Consider the following 19078-nt stretch of genomic DNA (forward strand, 5'->3'; position numbering starts at 1 on the left):
TACCGATATGACCAGTTCTGTTGCGATTATTGGAGCGGGTCAGATTGGATTTGCAGCGGCGTACCAATTCGGTTTCCATGGCTGGGACGTGGCGATTTGTGCGCGGTCGAAACCGGCCTGGCATAATAGCGGAATTGGACGATACGAAGAGTATCGTGTGGGTGAGCACCGCGCACCCGAGGCAGATGTAGTCGTTGATACGATCGCTTTCGACCAAGACCATATCACACGCTATAATCCCGAAAAGGTCGGGCGGCTGATCGTCATTTCTTCTGCTTCGGTCTATTGCGACGCGCACGGACGGACACTTGATGAGGCTGCGCAGAACGGCTTTCCTGAATTCGACGGTGCGATCTGTGAGACGCAATCGACTGTCTCGCCCGGTCCCGACACCTATTCTACCCGCAAAGTCCGGATGGAAAACAAGGCACTGGAGATGTTTGGCGACCGCGCAACCATTCTAAGACCCTGCGCAATCTATGGAGCTTGGTCTCGTCACCCACGCGAGTTGTGGTTCGTTAAGCGGATGCTGGATGGACGCCGCATCATTCCATTAGCATATGAGGGCCAAAGCCAATTCAGCACGACCAGCGCTTTTTGTCTTGCATCATGTGCGCAGCAGATGGCCGGTGACGAGAGAGGCGGAATCTTCAACATCGCCGATGATCCTGCTCCTTCGGTATTGGAGATCGGGCAAGAGATCGCCGGGTCGCTTGAACGGGAAGTTGAGTTCCGGAAGCTCGCCGGTCGACCGGTAGGAACGGTTGGAAGAACCCCGTGGTCGGTCCCAAAACCTTTCGTCGTTTCACATGAAAAGGCGGAGCGATTGGCATATTTCTGTGTGGGATCTGACCCCTTTAACACCAATCATTGGCTCCGCGATCACAACCTTAGTGATTGGCAAAATGCCTTCCCGCAATTGGCGGCCTATCCGTGGGACCTGTTCGACTACGATGCTGAAGACCGCTTTCTCGCGTCTCTTTAAGCCGCTGAAGCGTCTTTTGTAGCGATGATTAAGCGTCTTGCGCTCCTGCTGAATTTGCCTATGTGTGTTGATAGTATAATACACCAACACACTGGAGCTTCGCATGGCGCTTAGAAGATCACTTGCTAAATCGCTAAACCTGTCCCTCGCCTCAATAGCACTCGCGGCAGCTTGTGCGCCCGCCCACGCGCAGAGCACAGAAGAACTGGCTGCTGTGGTCGAACCGGAAGCGGACAGCGGCGCCTATATGGGCGCGGTCCTCGTCGCGAAGGTCGATGAAGTTCTGCTCGACCAAGCTTGGGGGTCAGCCAACTTAGAATGGGATATCGCCAACACCAGCGAAACACGCTTTCGTATCGGCTCTGTTACGAAGCAGTTCACCGCTGTTTCCATCCTGCTTTTGCAAGAACGCGGACTGATCAATGTGGATGATCCGATCAGCAAATACATCACCGATACGCCCGCGACTTGGGGCGAGATCACAGTGCGAAACCTGCTCCAACACACCTCAGGCTTGCCCAATGTCACTTCATTAGACAGTTTTGGCACACAAAAATTCCTGCCCACGTCTCAGGATGAATTGATCGCGATGTTTTCCGATCTACCGCTTGAATTCGAACCCGGCTCTCAGTGGAGTTACTCCAACTCCAATTTCGTAATGCTCACACGGATCGTCGAGGTGGTGAGCGAAACGAGCTATCAAGAGTTCGTCAAGGCAAACCTTTTTGTTCCACTCGGCATGGACTCGACAGGGATTGATCGCAGCGCCGAGATCCTCCCAAAGCGCGCGGCAGGGTACTCGCCTTCGGCAAACGGGGTTGTGAACGCTGAATATGTGAACATGGCGATCCCAACCGGTGCCGGAGCGCTCTATTCAACCACAGGCGATTTGCTCAAATGGCAGCGCGGCCTGTTTGGCGGCGCAGTGTTGTCCGAGGCCAGTCTTACTCAACTGACGACCCCCAGCGAGTTTGAAGCGGTCGCAGGCGCAAAATATGCGATGGGTCTTTTGATCACGGACACGCCGGAAGGCCGCTCAATCTGGCATGGTGGAGGGATTGAAGGCTTCAACGCATTCCTTGGCTATAACCCGGACACCAAAACGACTGTCGTAGTCCTTGCGAACTTGAACGGCGGGTCAGCGGCCAAGCTGGGAATGGGATTGCTTCAAAAAGCACGCGGCAACTGAGCATCCTGGCCAATCGCCGCGCTAGATTGCGCTCCCGCAAATACGACAATTGATCCTGTCCCCTCTCGCCCCTAGAACCGGCCGTGAGGGGATGATCTTTTGGCCTATCCAACACTGACCGACAAACCCGGCGCGCTCGAAACGGCTGCTGCCATCCGCGCAGGGGAAATGAGCCCAGCGGAGGCCGTCGACGCCGCGATCATCCGAATTGAGCACTTTGATGGTCATGTAAATGCGCTGGCCGTGCCGGATTTTGAGCGGGCTAGCGAAGCAGCCCGTGCGCTTGACGGGGTGACGCCGCGCGATGATCAGCCGCTGTTTGGCGTGCCGATGACGATCAAGGAAAGCTTCGACATTGCTGGCTTGCCCACATCCTGGGGGCACACGCAGTTTGCAGGCAATATTGCGACACGCGATGCAAAACTCGTCGCAAAGCTCAAGGCCGCTGGCGTCATCTTCATTGGCAAAAGCAATGTCCCACCCGATCTAACCGATTGGCAATCAAACAACCCCGTTTACGGCCGCACGAACAATCCGCACAATCATGATCGCTCACCCGGTGGATCCTCCGGCGGGTCTGCCGCTGCCGTGGCCAGCGGAATGGTGCCTTGCGAGTTTGGCACAGACATTGGCGGCTCTGTCCGCGTGCCAGCGCATTTTTGCGGGGTGTGGGGGCATAAGAGCAGTTGGGGCCTCGTCTCCAAACATGGCCACGATCACCCGGCGATGAAGGGCAAAGACGCGCACGATGGCGCACTGTCGATTGCCGGGCCTTTGGCGCGCAATGCCGATGACCTTGCAGCCCTGATGCGGATCGGTTCCTCCATGCCGCTGCGCGAAGGCGGCAAGCCGCTAAAGCAATGCCGCTTGCTCGCCGTGCTCGATTACCCGGATAGCCCGATCGATGACAGCGTACGTACGCCGACCGAGGCTGCGTTGAAAGCCTTGGAGGCCGCGGGTGTGACCATCGACCGGAGCAGTGATCTGCTGCCCGACCTGGCTCAGCAGCAGGCGGATTACCTGCGGATGCTGAACACCGCGATGGCGCGCGGGGCGCCTGCGCCCAATGGCAAACGCGCAAGCGCGACCGATTGGTTTGACCTGCTGGATGTGCAGACCCGCAACGAAATCGCATGGGAACGCGTGTTTGAGGCCTATGACTTTGTCCTCTCTCCCCCTGCGCCGGTGCTGGCCGTGCCGCATAGGGACGGATCCATCTTTGATGCGACTTTGCTCGTCAACGGCGCAGAAATGGCTGCTGGCGCTGGTCTCACATGGGCAGGCCTTGCGACCTTCCCTAACCTCCCTGCAACATGTCTGCCCATCGGGTCTGGCACCGACAGAGGCGTCAGCCTGCCCTGCGGAATGCAGGTCATGGGACCGCGCTGGTCCGATCTCGATTGCATCCATGCAGCCAAAGCCATAGGCGAAATTCTACACGGTTAGATCTCGCCCACAAAGGAAATGGCATGACCCGCAAGACCTGGATGCAGCGGTTTGCCAAATGGCATGTATGGCTAGGTTGGCTCGTCGGCGTGCCGATTGTGATGTGGACCGCGACGGGCCTGTTCATGGTCGCCAAGCCGATTGAGGAAGTGCGCGGCAATCACCTGCGCATTGAAACACCGGAACAACCGCTGATCCTGCCAGACAGCGAGCTTGCCACGAGCGAGGCAGCCCTAAAGGAAATGCGCGCCGTGATGCAGGATGGCCGTGCGGTCGCGATCTTGACCGCGCTCGATGGCGCTGTGACCCGGGTCGATATGACCAGCGGAGAACGCATTGCCTCGCTCGACAGCGCTCAGGCTCGCGCGATCGTGGCGAAGCGTATTGTCGGCGGAGATAAAGTGCGCAGCGTCACCTTCTTTGAGGCGAATGAAGTCCCGTTTGATTTCCGCCGTCCAATGCCTGTGTGGCAGGTGGCGCTAGAGGACGGCGCGAATATCTACATTGGGCGCGACACGGGCGAGATTGAGGCGGTGCGCACCAGCTGGTGGCGTTGGTTCGATTTCATGTGGGGCCTACACATCATGGATTTGTCAGAGCGGGAAGATAGCAGCCACCCGACACTGATCCTGTTCGCGGCCTTGGGTCTCATCGGCTCCCTGCTTGGCTCCATCCTGATGTTCCGGCGGCGCAAGACCCGCCGCGGGGCGGAAACAGCGATCCAGTCATGAACGAGGAGATTCTCACCCCAGTCCTAGACATTCTCGACGTCGCCGGGATCACAATCTTTGCGCTGTCTGGTGCGGTTATCGCCGCCAAGGAACGCCAGACGTTTGTCACCATGGCGTTCTTTGCACTGGTCACTGGCGTCGGCGGAGGCACTGTGCGCGACCTGCTGATCGATGCGCCGGTATTCTGGATCACGGACCCCTGGGTCGCGGCGATCTGCCTCACCACTGCCCTGTTCGCCTGGTTCACCCCGACGCGGTTCTGGGAAGGGAAGTTGTTCGATATCGCCGATGGCGCAGGGCTCGCCGCCTATGCGGTGCTAGGCGCGGCAAAGGCCACCGCTTACGGTATTCCGCCAGTGCCCGCCGCGCTGATGGGGATCATCACCGGCTGTGTGGGCGGCATCATCCGCGATGTGGTGGCAGGCCGTCCGTCGGTCATTATGAGGCCAGAACTATACGTAACCGCGGCAGCGCTCAGCGCATCTCTAACCGTGGCCGGGATGCTGGCCGCACCGCATTGGGGGCTGCTCAACATTGCCGTGTGGGGCATCGCCTTTGCGGCGGGTTATGCGCTGCGCGTGGCGGCGGTCGTGTGGCAGATATCGCTGCCATCTTACCGAGAGGGTCTCACGAAAAAAGGGACGGGATAACCCGCCCCTTCTATCGAATTTCAGACTTAGGCCGTCTGGCTAAGGTTTAGCCGCCGATGTCGCCATCAACGCGGTCGTCAAAGCTTTCGCCCGGCAATGGTCCGCCCGGATAGGCAGGCTGCGCTGAGTTCTCAGGCGTAGCCCGAACCACGGTCGCTTGATAGCGGCTGTCTGGCTCAGACATGCCGCGCGTGCGGCGTGCCTCGGTGTATCGGTCATCGCTCAACTGGCGGTCATCCACATCGCCCGCAGACGCTCCGGAGAAACTGCCGCCAAAATCAACATTGCTGACCCTGCCATCATTGCCGATCTGACAAGTGAAACGATCGCCATTGTAGAGCGAGCCAGTTACCCGCCAGCCCTCGCCCGTGCGGTCGACGCTATCCACGCCTTCCACCCGCACATCGCGCTCAATCTGGTTCACACAGCGCGAGACCGCATTGTCGATGCCAGAGCCGCTCTCACTGCGCCTATCGCCTCGGCGACGTTCGCGATTGTCGTAATCCCGCTCACGGCGATCATAGTCGCGGTCGCGATAGCGGCGTTCATTCTTGCGGGATGTCGAGTTGGCGATTGCTGCGATCCCGCCGATAATCACCGCTCCTGCGATGAGATCGCCCACGCCGACACGGCGATGGCGACGGTAGCCCCGGCGATAGCCACGATAACGGCGATAGCGGTGATGCTCGACCGTCTCTGCCTCTGGAGTAAAAAGATCGAACGCAGGAGCGCTGGAAAACGTCCCGCTTGTTAGACTGCTTGATACTGGGCTGGTCGGCAGGTCAGCGGCGCTCGCCGGCGCTGCTGCCAGAGCGCTTGCGGCGGCCAAACCGGCCAGCACGCCAAGTGATTTCAAATGGGCCATTGGGTTCCCTCCTGTTGCGGATGAGCGTGCCACCAATCGCTCTGATCTGGATACATGCATAGGCGGCCCAGGCTTACACTTGCCTGAACCGCCCATACATTGGGTGGGTTCGTGTTATTCAATCGTTCTACGATCAACGCAGTCCGCGAATTTTACGGAAGTTGACCTGCGGACGGTTGCCACGCTCTACAAAGCAGGTGAACCTGCCCCGATCTGAGTAGCCCCGGCCATAGCCGCGTCCGCCTTCGACCACGATGCGGCCTTTAACCCGGAAGCCATAGCGGGTGCGCTCAACGTCCCGAATGTCGGTCACATCAGCGTAGCGGAAGCCTCCGAAACGGCGTGCCTGACGCTCTGCGGTGCGGACACAGCGCTCTACGGCGCGGCGCGGATTGCCCTGATTATAGCTGGCGCGGTGGTTGTAGCCATTGTTGTAGCCACGGTTGCGGTCCCCGCGATAGCGGCGGTCGCGATAATCGCGTTGTTTGTAGCGGTCCTTCTTGTCAAAGGCGCCTGCCACTGCGGCGATCCCGCCGATGATCAATGCACCGGCGATCACATCACCTGCATCAATTTTTTTGTCATAGTCGCGCGCTTGCGCCGGAGCTGCTGTTGCCAGGGCCATCGCACCTGCGGCGACGGTCCCGAGCGTGCCCTTGGCCAACATCTTGGTCAATTTCGTCATAGGGTATCATCCTCGGGTTGCGCCGAAACGGGGGTGTCCCGGCTACAAACCCCTTATGGATGATTCGCTATTGTCTAAGCCTGACTGACCTTTGCAGCGATTGTTCAGGTTTATAGCTATTTATCTGAACAACGCATTTTCTACACTCGGTGGATCAATCCAATTGAGCCAACACATCGCGGGTAAAAGCGGCAATATCGAAGCGCGTGCCGACCATATCCTCGCCCCGGCGCACGATCACGACATTGCGGCTTGGCACGACGACGACATATTGCCCGCGATTGCCTCGCGCGGCGAAGGCGTCGTCAGGAATGCCCTCAAATGCATTGCCCTCTGGCCGGCGGAAGGTCCACCAACCTGCGCCATAGCCCCAGTCTGTGCCCTCCGGCTGCGGACCGGATGGGTCAGAGACGTATTCGCGCCAGTTTTCTGGCAACAGGCGTTCGCCGTTCCACACACCATCGTTCAGATAGAGCTGGCCCAGCTTGGCCAGATCGCGCGCTGTCGTCCACGCTTGGCTAGAAAGGACGTAGTTGCCTTGCCAGTCGGTCTCGGCAACGGAGTGGCTCATGCCGAGTTTAGCGAAGAGTTCTGCTGGTGGATGCGCTTTAAACGTTCCTTCAATCGCCTTCACAGCGGCCAAAGTATCGTTGTTGGCGTAGCGATAAACGGTATTTGGCTTGGCAAGCAGCGGCCAGTTTTGCGCGCGCTCATCAACAGTTGTCCCACCCCAATAAAGCGGATCGGTGCGGTTCCCGGCCGTGTCCGAATACCGACCCGAAGCCATGCGGAGGGCGTGATCAATGGTAATCCCTCGGCGTGGATCATTACTGTTCACACCAAGCCCCGCAGAAGCGCTCACATCCGCTTGCCCGCGTTGTACCGCGGCGCCAATCAGGGTGGAAGCAATGCTCTTGGCAACTGACCACGTACGTTGAGGGGTCAAAGCATCAAAGCCCGCAACATATTGCTCAGCAACGGCATTGCCGCGCTTTACCAAAACAGCAGTGGTTCGTGACCTTGCTCCATAAGTTTGCTCAAACGCAGCGCCAAACGGGGCGGAAAGGTTTGCCGCGAGTTCAGCACTTGAGTTCGGTTCCCCCACTTTGGCCGCCAATCTAGGCCCTACAAATTTCGCCTGATCCCGTGACGAACGATCTGCATGGTCTTGCTCAACAACGATCTGTGTCGGAGCCGCGCTACCCAGCGGAAGACCTACACATCCCCTACCTTCCGTGAATTGCGCGTGACGTTCTTCCACGCCCTGCCCCCATGTCACAGACACGAAGTTGAATTGACCATTTTCATGACGCACGATTTCATAGTCCAACTCTTGCACAATCGTATCTAGAGGTGCTTGGATCCCGGCTAACTCCAGCTCATGAACGCTATCAACTGTCCGTTTGCTTCCATTGGCCTCTGCGTTCGCAATCGCGCTGCATAGCATCAGCGCCTTGTACCCCGCCGCAAGCGCGCGATCATAGCGCGCATCCAAGCGCTCCTGCGCCGATTGTGCGGCTGCCGGAGCCGAGGTGATAGCCGTGAGTGCGAGAGCCGCGCCTGCGGCGGCAACGAGTGTAGTATTCATGGCACTGACTCTAGTCGCAGCGCCTCAAAAGAAAAGCCATGCAACCGCCGCGCGTAACAAAAAGGGCCGGTGGATCTCTCCACCAGCCCATTCGTTTGTTTGCGTACCGGAGCCACCCGGCCCCTAGATCAAAGCTCGGCTTACGCCATTGCTTCTTCTTCATCATATTCATCCGACATAACCGGACCGCTGTCTTGGCCCTTGGCCTCTGGATCGCGCTCAACCAGTTCGATGATCGCGAGCTGCGCGCTGTCGCTGGCGCGGTAGCCAGCCTTGATCACGCGGGTGTAGCCACCATCGCGGTCGCTGTAACGCTCAGCCAAAACGTCAAACAGCTTCTTCAGCTGGGTCTCGTCCAGCAAACGCGATTGAGCCAAACGGCGGTTTGACAGGCCGCCACGCTTCGCCAGCGTGATCAGCTTCTCAACATACGGACGCAGTTCTTTCGCCTTTGGCAGAGTTGTCTGGATCTGCTCGTGCTTGATCAGAGCCGCTGCCATGTTGCGGAACAGAGCCTTACGGTGGCCCGACTTACGGCTCAGCTTACGCTGTGAAATTCCGTGACGCATAATTCATATCCTTCGTTTGTAAGGGGCCCGTATTAGGTAGCCCGGTACTGGCGGCGCTTAAGGTGCGCCGCCGGAACCTGATTAGCCCAGCAGCTCTTGTTCGAGCTTCTTGGCCATTTCTTCGATGTTCTCTGGTGGCCAGCCTGGAATGTCCATGCCGAGGCGCAGACCCATGCTGGAGAGAACTTCTTTGATCTCATTGAGCGACTTGCGGCCAAAGTTTGGCGTGCGCAGCATCTCGGCTTCGGTTTTTTGAACCAGATCACCGATGTAGATGATGTTGTCGTTCTTGAGGCAGTTGGCAGAGCGAACCGACAGTTCCAGCTCGTCGACCTTCTTGAGAAGGTAACGGTTGAGCTGGTTCGCATCGTCTTCTTGCGGCTGAGCGGCTTGGCCGATCATTGCGCTTTGCGGCTGCGGAATGCCATCTTCGAAGTGGACGAACAGGGTCAGCTGATCCTGAAGAATGCGAGCGGCATAGGCCACGGCATCTTCTGGGGTCACAGTGCCATCGGTCTCAACCGTGAGGCTGAGCTTGTCATAGTCAAGCTCTTGACCAACGCGGGCGTTTTCAACCTTGTAGCTGACCTGACGGACTGGCGAATACAGCGAGTCAATCGGGATCAGGCCAATCGGCGCATCAACCGGACGGTTCTGAACAGCAGGCGTGTAGCCTTTGCCCACGTCAGCGGTCAGCTCCATATTGAGCGTCGCGCCTTCGTCCAAGTGACACAGGACCAGGTCCTTGTTCATCACTTCGATATCGCCAGACACAGCGATGTCACCGGCGGTGACTTCAGCTGGACCAGTCGCAGAAAGCTGCAGACGTTTCGCGCCTTCGCCTTCCATCTTCAAAGAGATTTGCTTTGCATTCAGCACGATGTCGGTCACATCTTCACGCACACCGGCGAGCGACGAGAATTCGTGCAGTACGTTTTCAATCTTGATCGAGGTGATCGCTGCGCCCTGCAATGAGGACAACAGCACCCGGCGCAACGCATTGCCGAGTGTCAGACCAAAGCCGCGCTCAAGCGGCTCAGCAACGAATGTCGTCTTGCGAGACTTATCGCCGCCTTCCTTGATTTCGAGAGCGTTGGGTTTCTTAAGTTCCTGCCAGTTCTTCGTATTGACGGACATGGATTTCCCCTAATTCGCTATGCAGCGGTTCAAATTATCGGCGGGCCTTGGCGCTTTCGCGAACTGCGCTTTGGCCGCCGGATCGTTGCGATGGCCACCGGGACCACCGAACTGGGACGGTTTAGACGCGGCGCCGCTTAGACGGACGAACGCCGTTATGCGGGATAGGCGTCACATCGCGGATAGATGTGATGTTAAAGCCAACGGCTGCAAGACCGCGCAATGCGCTCTCACGGCCAGAGCCAGGGCCCTTCACTTCGACTTCCAAAGTGCGCACACCATGCTCTGCGGCTTTTTTGCCAGCATCATCGGCGGCAACCTGGGCTGCATAAGGCGTCGATTTACGGCTGCCTTTGAAGCCCATCATGCCTGCACTGGACCAGCTGATCGCATTGCCTTGTGCATCGGTGATGGTGATCATCGTGTTGTTAAAGCTGGCGTTGATGTGGGCAACACCGCTGCTGATATTCTTTTTGTCGCGTTTCTTAACCCGACCAGGTTCGCGTGCCATGTGGCTAAATCCTTTAACTCGTCAGAAGGTAAAAGCTTGCTTGGGAAGCCCCAAACAAGGCTTACTTCTTCTTGCCGGCGATCGGCTTGGCCTTACCCTTGCGGGTGCGGGCATTGGTGTGAGTGCGCTGACCGCGCACAGGCAATCCATTACGATGACGCAGGCCGCGATAAGACCGAAGGTCCATCAGGCGCTTAATGTTCATCGCGGTGTTGCGACGCAGATCGCCTTCGACGGTGTGATCAGCGTCAATCGTCTCACGAATGCGCAGAACTTCTTCATCAGAAAGGTCTTGCACACGTGCAGCGTGATCAATGCCAAGCTTGTCAGCGATTTTCACGGCGGTCGTGCGACCAATCCCGTGAATATAGGTAAGCGCGATAATAACACGCTTATTTGTAGGGATGTTCACCCCAGCAATACGAGCCACTTAATTCTCCATGCTCCACAGGGACATGAGCGCGACATGCAACCCACCCCTATCTCAACGCTTCACCAGAGATTTACGCCACCGCTTAACCGATCTGACAAATGCCAAAACCGATTAAACGGCAAAAAGCCCGGTTGGCATCCAATCAACAAGGCTACCTGCCGGACTCGGTTCGAAAATCTCGAATGAAGGGCGCGCTTAAGACGATTCTGCGCAGCACGTCAACCGCTAGCAAATCATAGCGCGACAATCGGACAAAATAGTTCGTCCGATGGAACAGTTTAGCGGCAAAATTACGCGAGATTGCTCGCTTTGCCCACTTGTGATGCTTCGCAATTTAGCGCGACGCGCGAGCAAGGTCAAAACTGGGCCAGAAAACCTGCGGGAAAACTAGTCTTCCCGCCCACCTCAATTGCCGCCTTCACCTTCGCTGGTGCCTTCGACACCGTCGAGAAAGTCATCACCAATCGCGCTGCCGCCCTCGCCTGCTTCGCCTTCTGGGCTTTCTGCCGCGCCCTCTTCCTCGTCCGCCTCATCGGCATCATCGCTGACAGAGGCCGGGCCAGAAACCATGCCAAGGCTTTGTGCCAGGCCCGACAATTGCTGGGTCATAACCCCGCCAACCGCAGCCGAGATCTCACCGACCTTATAGCGCATGGAGCCGCCAACATTATATTCCCAGACGATCTTAGTGCCTTCATCGACCTCGCTGATCGCGACGGTCAGAATGCCGGTAACCGGCTCGCTTTGCAGCGGGCCCAGTGCCCCTTGCATTCTCAACGCACGTTCTGGGTAGGCCTGGATCACGCGCATGTGCTCAACGCTGCCCTCGAGCGTGATCTTTTCCGGATCGGGATCTTCGGGAATGCGCTCGCAAAAGCATCCGCCCGCTTGCGGCGTGATGGTAAGGTTCGCAGAATCGCCAGACCAAGTGTGCGAGGAATTCCACCAGCGCCCAGGCGAGATCAGCGCCAGCCATACCGCTTTGGGATTGGCTTCCACCACCGCCTCGTCGCGAGTTACAAAGCCATTCTCGCTGGTCGAAACCACTTCAGCGGCAACCGGCTGAGCCACCATAAAAGCTGCCAAACCAGCCAAAACTACGCGCATCACAATCGTCCTCTTCGCATCTCTGTGCGAAGCGGTTTAGGCGATGCCGATACTGCACGAAAGAGCAGAGTTAGTCCCCTGCCCCGGCAATTGCTCGCTTAAACGAGCACCGCGTCAATCGCATTGGCGACATCGGTGATACCCGCCATGCCATCAACCCGTGTCACGATGCCGCGCGCTTCATAGCCCGGCAGGATTGGTGCGGTCTCACCGCGATACACCGCCATCCGGGTGCGTACGGTTTCTTCATTGTCGTCGGGACGGCGTTTGAATTCTGTGTGGCCACAGGTGTCGCACACCCCTTCTTTCGTGGGCGGGTTAGCGGTGTCGTGGTAAAGAGCACCACAATTGGCACACGAGAAACGGCCTGTAATCCGGTCCACCAGAGCATCAACATCTACGCCCAGTTCAATCACATGGTCGAGCGTGCGATTGTGTTTGCTCAGAATAGCGTCAAGCGTTTCAGCCTGCGATGCCGTGCGTGGGTAGCCATCGAAGATAGCGCCAGTGCCCGCATCCATCGCCGCCAGTTCAGCATCGATCAGTTCGGCCACAATCTCATCAGACACGAGCTCCCCCGCGTCCATGACAGCTTTCGCCTTTAGGCCAACAGGCGTCCCCGCCTTCACCGCCGCCCGCAACATGTCGCCAGTTGAAAGCTGCACCATTCCGTGACGCTCAACCAGGCCAGCGCTCTGGGTGCCTTTACCGGCACCCGGAGGGCCAAGAAGAATGATGTTCATCGCAAAATCCCCCAGATGCTCGCGCGCCGATTAGCGCTTACGGCCCTTAAGCTTCGCCTTTTTGATCAGGTCGCCATATTGGTGCGCCAGCAAATGCGACTGCACTTGGCTGATCGTATCGACTGTGACGTTCACCACAATCAGCAGGCTGGTACCGCCAAGGAACAGCGGCAGGCCAGTCTGGCGAATGACATATTCCGGCAGCACGCAAACGACCGCAAGATAGAGCGCGCCGACCACGGTGATGCGGGTCAGGACATATTCGAGATAGTCCGCCGTCCGCTTACCTGGGCGAATGCCAGGAATGAAGCCGCCGTTTTTCTTCAGATTGTCCGCTGTCTCTTCCGGGTTGAACACAACCGCGGTGTAGAAGAAGCAGAAGAAGATGATGCCCAGCGCATAAAGCGTGAGGTAAATCCACTCGCCTGGCTGGAGATAGAACAACAGGCTCTGTGCAAAGCCGCCCGCGCCTTCCTCGCCGCTTGGCGCGCCAGCGAACTGAGTGATCGTCAGCGGCAACAGCAACAGCGAGCTTGCGAAAATTGGCGGGATAACACCAGCGGTATTGAGTTTAAGCGGCAAGTGCGAGCGATCCGCCTGCATCACACCATTTTGCGTGGCGCGCTTAGGATATTGGATCAGCAAACGCCGCTGAGCCCGCTCCACAAAGGAGATCACCAGGATCAACAGCACGACCATAATCGCGAAACCAACGATCAGACCAAGCGAGATTGAACCAGTCCGTCCACCCTCAAACATGTTGGACACGAAGGTCGGGAACTGCGCGACAATGCCCGCCATAATGATCAGCGAGACACCGTTACCGATCCCGCGCGAGGTAATTTGCTCACCCAGCCACAGCAGGAACATAGTGCCACCCACGAGGCTGATGACGGCGCCGACGCGGAACATATATCCCGGGTTGACGACCGCTGTGATACCATTTGCCGATGCGAAGCTCTCAAGTCCTGCTGCCAAGAAATAACCTTGGATTACGCAAAGGAACACCGTGCCATAGCGAGTGTATTGGTTGAGTTTCTGACGCCCAGTGGCGCCTTCTTTCTTAAGCGCCGCAAGCGTTGGATGCAAGGCCGAGGCCATCTGCACCACAATGGAGGCCGTGATGTACGGCATAACACCAAGCGCGATGAGGCTCATCCGCTCAAGCGCTCCGCCTGAGAACGCATTGAAGAGGTCAACAACGCCGCCCTGAGTTAGGTTGGCCAAGTCTTGCAAGGCGCTAGTGTTCACGCCCGGAAGCGGAACAAAGCTCAAAAAGCGAAAGACAATAAGCGCACCGATGGTGAACCAGATACGCTGGCGCAACTCCGTCGCTTTGGAGAAATTGGCGAGGCTCATATTGCTCGCGATTGAATCGGCGCGTGATGCCATGTCTAAATATCGATCCTAGCGTCTGGCTAATAGCCCGTCCTTGGGTATCCTTGCCGTCCAGCAAGCCCGAAAAACAAACCAACCGGCCCTCGCCGGTCTATGCACGAAGGATTAGATAGGGAGCGAGGAGCCGAATGTCGAACCCCTCGCTCACCAATACCCGCATTATTTGCTTTTTGCCGCCCCTTTTTCAGGGTTCGGCTTGCCCGAAGGCTTCTTCACTACAACAACTTCGACGCTGCCGCCGGCCTTTTCAACCGCTTCTACTGCGCCCTTAGACGCACCAGCAACGACGAATTTGACCTTGGCTTTGAGTTCGCCCTTGCCGAGCAAACGAACACCGTCTTTGCCGCCGCGAACCAAGCCTGCTTCACGCAGAGCCGCTTCGTCGATGGCTTTTTTGCCGTCGAGCTTTTTTGCATCGATGAACTTTTGGACCATGCCAATGTTGATCTCTGCAAAATCTTTGCCGAATGGATTGTTGAAGCCGCGCTTTGGCAGGCGCATGTGAAGCGGCATTTGGCCGCCTTCAAAGCCCTTGATCGCTACGCCGGAACGGCTCTTTTGGCCCTTCTGACCGCGCGCAGCGGTTTTGCCTTTGCCAGAACCGATACCACGGCCCTTGCGCATGCGTCCTTTACGGGCGCCTTCATTGTCACGGATGTCATTGAGTTTCATGTGTGCACTCGCTTTCGCTTTTGTTCGCGCTGAAAGAGTGAGGCCCCGCACCGAGCGAGGCCTCAAATATTTTAGTCAACCACTTCAACCAGATGCGGGATCTTTGCGACCGCGCCGCGAACTTCAGGAGTATCCTGACGCTCGACAACTTTATGCATCTTGTTAAGGCCCAGGCCGATCAGGATCTTACGCTGACCTTCGGGGCGACGGATCGGCGAACCGATCTGTTTGATCTTGATAGTTTTCTTAGCAGCCATTGGTCTTACTCCACAATCGCCGCGGCTTCAGCTTCTGCTTCCACCTCGCTTGAACCACCACGGCCCAAAAGGTCAGCGACCTTCTTGCCCCGGCGCTGAGCGACAGACTTCGGTGAAGTCTGGTTGGTCAGCGCGTCAAAGGTGGCGCGGATCATGTTATAGGGGTTGGACGAACCGACCGATTTGGTCACAACGTCTGCAACGCCCAGGCTTTCAAAGACGGCACGCATTGGACCACCAGCAATGATGCCGGTACCCGGAGGTGCCGTACGCACGGTAACTTTGCCAGCGCCGAAACGGCCCTTGGCGTCATGGTGCAGAGTGCGGCCTTCTTTGAGCGGAACGCGGACCATCTTCTTACGAGCGGCTGCGGTTGCTTTGGTGATCGCCTCTGGAACTTCGCGAGCCTTACCGTGGCCAAAGCCAACGCGGCCCGCGCCATCACCCACAACGACGAGCGCAGCAAAGCCAAAACGCTTACCACCCTTCACCGTTTTAGAGACGCGATTGATGTGCACCAGCTTCTCGATGATGCCGTCATCTTCCTCTTCACGCTTGCCGCGACGATTGTCACGGCCACCGCGACCACGGCCACCGCCGCGATTGTCGCCGCCACGGCCACGACCGCGGCCTTCGCGTTGTTGAGGAGCATCGGTTTTCGCCGGAGCTTCTGCAGGTGCTTCAGCTGGAGCCGCCTCTGCCGGAGCAGCAGCAGCTTCTTCAGTTTTCGCTTCTTCAGCAGCCGGAGCCGCTTCCGCTGCAGGTGCTGCAGTTTCTTCGGTCTTGGCCTCTTCAGCAGGCGCTTCAGTTTTCTTGTCGTCAGCCATCATCAGAACTCCAGCCCGCCTTCGCGAGCGGCATCGGCCAGCGCTTTCACGCGGCCATGAAACAGGAACCCGCCGCGATCAAACACGACAGTGGTCACGCCAGCCTTCTTGGCGGCAGCGGCGATATCCTTGCCCACTTGAGCAGCGGCATCGACATTTGCGCCAGACTTCTTGCCGCCCAGAGTAGATGCAGCAGCCACAGTGCGACCATCAGCATCATTGATGATCTGAGCATAGATATGACGACCAGTGCGGTGCACCGACAAGCGAGGACGATCGCCAGCACGCGTCCGCAGTGCGGTGCGCACCCGGCGGCGGCGGCGTTCAAACAGGGAAAGCTTAGCCATCTTACTTCTTCTTCCCTTCCTTGCGGAAGACATACTCGCCGCGATACTTGATACCCTTGCCCTTATACGGCTCAGGCTTACGCCAACGGCGGATTTCAGCGGCAAGCTGGCCAACGGCCTGCTTGTCGATGCCGGAAATCTCGACCGTGGTCTGATCAGGCGTCTTCACTTCGATACCTTCAGGCACATCGATGTTTACATCGTGGCTGAAACCGAGTTCCAACTTCAGGGACTTGCCCTGAGCCTTCGCACGATAACCAACACCTGAAATCTCAAGCGTCTTGGAGAAACCCTCGGTCACACCCTCAACCAAGTTTGAAACCAGCGTACGCTGCATGCCCCAGAAAGAGCGTGCTTGCTTGCTGTCATTGGCTGGGTTCACCTGGATCTCGTCGCCCTCAACCTTATAGGAAATGAGGTCGGAGAGGCCCAGAGTGAGAGTGCCTTTAGGGCCCTTCACGCTCAGCGTGCCATTCTCGATGCTGGCGGTCACCCCGCTAGGGATGGCGACAGCTTTTTTGCCAATACGGCTCATCAGAACACCTCCGCCAGCACTTCGCCGCCGACGTTGCTATCACGTGCTTCATTATCCGAAAGCACACCGCGCGGTGTCGAGACGATGGTGATGCCAAGGCCGTTACGTACAGTCGGAAGCTCTTTCGAACCCGAATAGACGCGGCGGCCAGGCTTAGAGACGCGGCTTACGTGCTTGATAGCAGGCTCGCCTTCGAAATATTTCAGCTCAATCCGCAACGCCGGGTGCTTGCCCGAGGCGTCTTCGCTATAGCCACGGATGTAGCCTTCACGGGTCAGCACTTCGAGAACGTTTGCACGCAGCTTAGACGCTGGCGAAAGGACAGAATCCTTCTTTGCCTGCTGTCCGTTGCGGATGCGGGTGAGCATATCACCCAATGGATCGGTCATAGCCATCTATCAGCTCCTCACCAGCTCGACTTGGTAAGGCCAGGGATCAGACCCTTGTTACCAAGATTGCGCAATTCAATGCGGTTGATGCCGAACTTGCGGTAGTAGCCGCGTGGGCGGCCGGTGGTCGCACAGCGATTGCGAACCCGCGTTGGGTTCCCGTTGCGCGGGAGTTCCGCCATCTTCAAGCGCGCTACCAGACGTTCACTCTCGTCGAGTGAAGTGTCCTTCGAAATCGCCTTCAGCTTAGCGTACTTGTCTGCGTACTTCTTAACGAGCTTCTTACGACGCTCATTCTTATTGATCGAACTCAGTTTCGCCATTGGACTTAAGCTCTCTTCTCTAGTCGTTGCGACACGCAGCTCACGCTGCGGCCTTTTCTTCAGACGGATTGGCTTCACCCTGGAAAGGGAAGCCGAGCAGACGCAGCAATTCGCGTGCCTCTTCGTCAGTCTTTGCGGTGGTGGTGACAATGATATCCATGCCGCGCACCTTATCGATCTTGTCGTAGCTGATCTCAGGGAACACGATCTGCTCCTTGAGGCCCATTGCGTAGTTGCCACGGCCGTCGAACGACTTGGCGTTCAACCCGCGAAAATCGCGGATGCGTGGCATTGCAACGGTGACCAGACGGTCGAGGAATTCAAACATACGGTCACGGCGCAGGGTAACCTTGCAACCGATTGGCATGCCTTCGCGCAGTTTAAACTGAGCGATTGATTTCTTCGCCTTGGTGATCACTGGCTTTTGGCCGGCAATCAGGGTCATCTCTTCAGCTGCGATTTGAACTTTCTTTTTGTCCTGGCTCGCCTCGCCCACACCCATGTTGAGTGTGATCTTTGCGATCTTAGGAACTTCAAGACGGTTCTTATAACCGAACTTCTCGGTCATCGCCTTGACGATCTGGTCGTCATACTTCGCCTTCAGGCGCGGAGTGTATGCATCAGCCATCGATGGTCTCTCCACTCTTCACAGCAACGCGAACCTTCTTGCCGTCCTTTTCTTCGAAACGGACGCGGGTTGGCTTGCCATCCTTAGGATCTGCCAGTGCAACCTTGGAGATGTTCATCGGCGCTTCGAAGCGATCGATCCCACCTTGCGGGTTTTGCTGGCTTGGTTTGCGGTGGCGGGCAGCCACGTTGATGCCTTCGACAACGATCTTGCCATCTTTCGGCATGACCTTTTGGACAGTGCCGGTGCGGCCCTTGTCCTTACCCGAAAGCACGACGACGCTGTCGCCCTTCTTGATCTTAGCAGCGGCCATTAGAGCACCTCCGGCGCAAGGCTGATGATCTTCATGAAGCCGCGGCCGCGAAGTTCGCGGACCACTGGGCCAAAGATACGAGTACCGATTGGCTCTTCGCTCTTGTTGACCAGCACAGCGGCGTTGCTGTCGAAGCGGATCACGCTGCCATCTGGGCGGCGAACGTCCTTCTTCGTGCGCACGATGACAGCGCGATGGACATCGCCCTTCTTCACCTTAGCGCGTGGCTGAGCTTCCTTCACGGAAACCACGATCACGTCGCCCACGGAGGCAAACCGGCGCTTAGACCCGCCCAGCACTTTAATGCACTGGACGCGTTTTGCGCCGCTGTTGTCCGCGACGTCGAGATTGGATTGCATCTGGATCATTGATCCGTTTCCTTCTCATTGGCTTGCCGAAACCAGTCCGGCAGTTCCTACGCGTGTCCCCGCCAAAGCGAGGATCAATTCAATCAGTTACCGGCTGCCTCGACATCGAGATCAGCTTCGACCGCTTGGGTTCCGCCTGCGGTAACCCGGTCTTTTACGATCCAGGTCTTGGTCTTGGAGATAGGTTTCGTCTCCTCGATCCGCACAACATCACCAACGGCAAATTCGTTCTTTTCGTCGTGAGCGTGATACTTCTTCGAACGGCGGATGATCTTCCCGTACAATGGGTGCTTCACCTTGCGTTCGACCTTCACGGTCACGGTCTTGTCGGTCTTGTCGGAGGTGACAGAGCCGATCAGAATACGTTTTGGCATTGTCTACT

The 19078-nt window shown here is 57.5% G+C and carries 26 protein-coding genes; 5 read left to right on the forward strand and 21 right to left on the reverse strand.

Annotated elements, in window-relative coordinates:
• Positions 1-7 precede the first annotated feature (7 nt).
• The 5 genes from AC0V6O_RS09145 (at position 8) to AC0V6O_RS09165 (ending at position 5001) form a co-directional block, all read left to right on the forward strand.
• Positions 8-985: a Rossmann-fold NAD(P)-binding domain-containing protein gene (locus AC0V6O_RS09145; protein WP_486143426.1), complete on the forward strand. Its 978-nt coding sequence runs from the start codon at positions 8-10 to the stop codon at positions 983-985.
• 103 nt (positions 986-1088) lie between these two features.
• A complete protein-coding gene (locus AC0V6O_RS09150) occupies positions 1089-2174 on the forward strand; it encodes a serine hydrolase domain-containing protein (protein ID WP_486143428.1) in 1086 nt (361 codons plus the stop codon).
• Positions 2175-2273: 99 nt separating this feature from the next.
• The gene (locus tag AC0V6O_RS09155) at positions 2274-3620 is read left to right on the forward strand and encodes an amidase family protein (protein ID WP_486143430.1); all 1347 of its coding nucleotides are present in this window, start codon (positions 2274-2276) and stop codon (positions 3618-3620) included.
• Positions 3621-3643: 23 nt separating this feature from the next.
• Complete coding sequence (locus tag AC0V6O_RS09160) at positions 3644-4351, forward strand: PepSY domain-containing protein (protein ID WP_486143432.1); 708 nt, start codon at positions 3644-3646, stop codon at positions 4349-4351.
• Positions 4348-5001: a trimeric intracellular cation channel family protein gene (locus tag AC0V6O_RS09165; RefSeq protein ID WP_472638973.1), complete on the forward strand. Its 654-nt coding sequence runs from the start codon at positions 4348-4350 to the stop codon at positions 4999-5001. The genes AC0V6O_RS09160 and AC0V6O_RS09165 overlap by 4 nt, the downstream gene beginning before the upstream one ends.
• Positions 5002-5047: 46 nt before the next feature.
• Here AC0V6O_RS09165 and AC0V6O_RS09170 read toward each other — a convergent pair whose 3' ends face one another.
• From AC0V6O_RS09170 to rpsQ, 21 genes are all read right to left on the reverse strand, one after another.
• The gene (locus AC0V6O_RS09170) at positions 5048-5866 is read right to left on the reverse strand and encodes a hypothetical protein (protein WP_486143434.1); all 819 of its coding nucleotides are present in this window, start codon (positions 5864-5866) and stop codon (positions 5048-5050) included.
• 133 nt (positions 5867-5999) lie between these two features.
• Positions 6000-6551 carry a hypothetical protein gene (locus AC0V6O_RS09175; RefSeq protein WP_486143436.1) on the reverse strand — a complete coding sequence of 184 codons (552 nt, stop codon included), beginning with the start codon at positions 6549-6551 and terminating at the stop codon, positions 6000-6002.
• A 154-nt stretch (positions 6552-6705) separates the two neighbouring features.
• Positions 6706-8139, reverse strand: a complete 1434-nt coding sequence (locus tag AC0V6O_RS09180; RefSeq protein ID WP_486143438.1) for a serine hydrolase domain-containing protein — start codon at positions 8137-8139, stop codon at positions 6706-6708.
• 140 nt (positions 8140-8279) lie between these two features.
• Positions 8280-8708, reverse strand: coding sequence for a 50S ribosomal protein L17 (rplQ, locus tag AC0V6O_RS09185; protein WP_472638978.1), 429 nt, complete (start codon positions 8706-8708; stop codon positions 8280-8282).
• Positions 8709-8789: 81 nt separating this feature from the next.
• Entirely contained in the window at positions 8790-9845 is a 1056-nt protein-coding gene (locus AC0V6O_RS09190; protein ID WP_472638979.1) for a DNA-directed RNA polymerase subunit alpha, read from the reverse strand.
• Between the two features lie 121 nt (positions 9846-9966).
• Positions 9967-10356, reverse strand: a complete 390-nt coding sequence (gene rpsK / locus AC0V6O_RS09195; protein ID WP_472638980.1) for a 30S ribosomal protein S11 — start codon at positions 10354-10356, stop codon at positions 9967-9969.
• A gap of 61 nt (positions 10357-10417) precedes the next feature.
• The gene (gene rpsM, locus AC0V6O_RS09200; RefSeq protein ID WP_486143441.1) at positions 10418-10786 is read right to left on the reverse strand and encodes a 30S ribosomal protein S13; all 369 of its coding nucleotides are present in this window, start codon (positions 10784-10786) and stop codon (positions 10418-10420) included.
• 408 nt (positions 10787-11194) lie between these two features.
• Entirely contained in the window at positions 11195-11896 is a 702-nt protein-coding gene (locus AC0V6O_RS09205) for an SRPBCC family protein (protein ID WP_486143443.1), read from the reverse strand.
• Between the two features lie 98 nt (positions 11897-11994).
• The gene (locus AC0V6O_RS09210) at positions 11995-12639 is read right to left on the reverse strand and encodes an adenylate kinase (protein ID WP_472638981.1); all 645 of its coding nucleotides are present in this window, start codon (positions 12637-12639) and stop codon (positions 11995-11997) included.
• Positions 12640-12669: 30 nt separating this feature from the next.
• Positions 12670-14031: a preprotein translocase subunit SecY gene (secY, locus tag AC0V6O_RS09215; RefSeq protein WP_486143445.1), complete on the reverse strand. Its 1362-nt coding sequence runs from the start codon at positions 14029-14031 to the stop codon at positions 12670-12672.
• A gap of 165 nt (positions 14032-14196) precedes the next feature.
• Positions 14197-14709, reverse strand: coding sequence for a 50S ribosomal protein L15 (rplO, locus tag AC0V6O_RS09220; protein WP_486143447.1), 513 nt, complete (start codon positions 14707-14709; stop codon positions 14197-14199).
• Positions 14710-14780: 71 nt separating this feature from the next.
• Positions 14781-14966, reverse strand: a complete 186-nt coding sequence (rpmD, locus tag AC0V6O_RS09225) for a 50S ribosomal protein L30 (protein ID WP_472638984.1) — start codon at positions 14964-14966, stop codon at positions 14781-14783.
• Positions 14967-14971: 5 nt separating this feature from the next.
• Positions 14972-15796, reverse strand: a complete 825-nt coding sequence (gene rpsE / locus AC0V6O_RS09230) for a 30S ribosomal protein S5 (protein WP_486143449.1) — start codon at positions 15794-15796, stop codon at positions 14972-14974.
• Complete coding sequence (gene rplR / locus AC0V6O_RS09235; protein WP_472638986.1) at positions 15796-16140, reverse strand: 50S ribosomal protein L18; 345 nt, start codon at positions 16138-16140, stop codon at positions 15796-15798. The genes rpsE and rplR overlap by 1 nt, the downstream gene beginning before the upstream one ends.
• A gap of 1 nt (position 16141) precedes the next feature.
• Positions 16142-16675, reverse strand: coding sequence for a 50S ribosomal protein L6 (gene rplF, locus AC0V6O_RS09240; protein WP_472638987.1), 534 nt, complete (start codon positions 16673-16675; stop codon positions 16142-16144).
• Positions 16675-17070 carry a 30S ribosomal protein S8 gene (rpsH, locus tag AC0V6O_RS09245; RefSeq protein ID WP_247158869.1) on the reverse strand — a complete coding sequence of 132 codons (396 nt, stop codon included), beginning with the start codon at positions 17068-17070 and terminating at the stop codon, positions 16675-16677. Before rpsH ends, rplF begins: the two co-directional genes overlap by 1 nt.
• A gap of 11 nt (positions 17071-17081) precedes the next feature.
• On the reverse strand, positions 17082-17387 hold the full coding sequence (gene rpsN / locus AC0V6O_RS09250; RefSeq protein WP_472638988.1) for a 30S ribosomal protein S14: 306 nt from the start codon (positions 17385-17387) through the stop codon (positions 17082-17084).
• A 40-nt stretch (positions 17388-17427) separates the two neighbouring features.
• Entirely contained in the window at positions 17428-18015 is a 588-nt protein-coding gene (gene rplE / locus AC0V6O_RS09255; RefSeq protein ID WP_472638989.1) for a 50S ribosomal protein L5, read from the reverse strand.
• Entirely contained in the window at positions 18008-18328 is a 321-nt protein-coding gene (rplX, locus tag AC0V6O_RS09260) for a 50S ribosomal protein L24 (RefSeq protein ID WP_472638990.1), read from the reverse strand. Before rplX ends, rplE begins: the two co-directional genes overlap by 8 nt.
• Positions 18328-18696, reverse strand: coding sequence for a 50S ribosomal protein L14 (gene rplN / locus AC0V6O_RS09265; RefSeq protein WP_010411138.1), 369 nt, complete (start codon positions 18694-18696; stop codon positions 18328-18330). Before rplN ends, rplX begins: the two co-directional genes overlap by 1 nt.
• Before the next feature lie 83 nt (positions 18697-18779).
• The gene (rpsQ, locus tag AC0V6O_RS09270) at positions 18780-19070 is read right to left on the reverse strand and encodes a 30S ribosomal protein S17 (RefSeq protein ID WP_472638991.1); all 291 of its coding nucleotides are present in this window, start codon (positions 19068-19070) and stop codon (positions 18780-18782) included.
• Positions 19071-19078: the final 8 nt, after the last annotated feature.

Source organism: Erythrobacter sp. JB2-19, assembly GCF_057365005.1.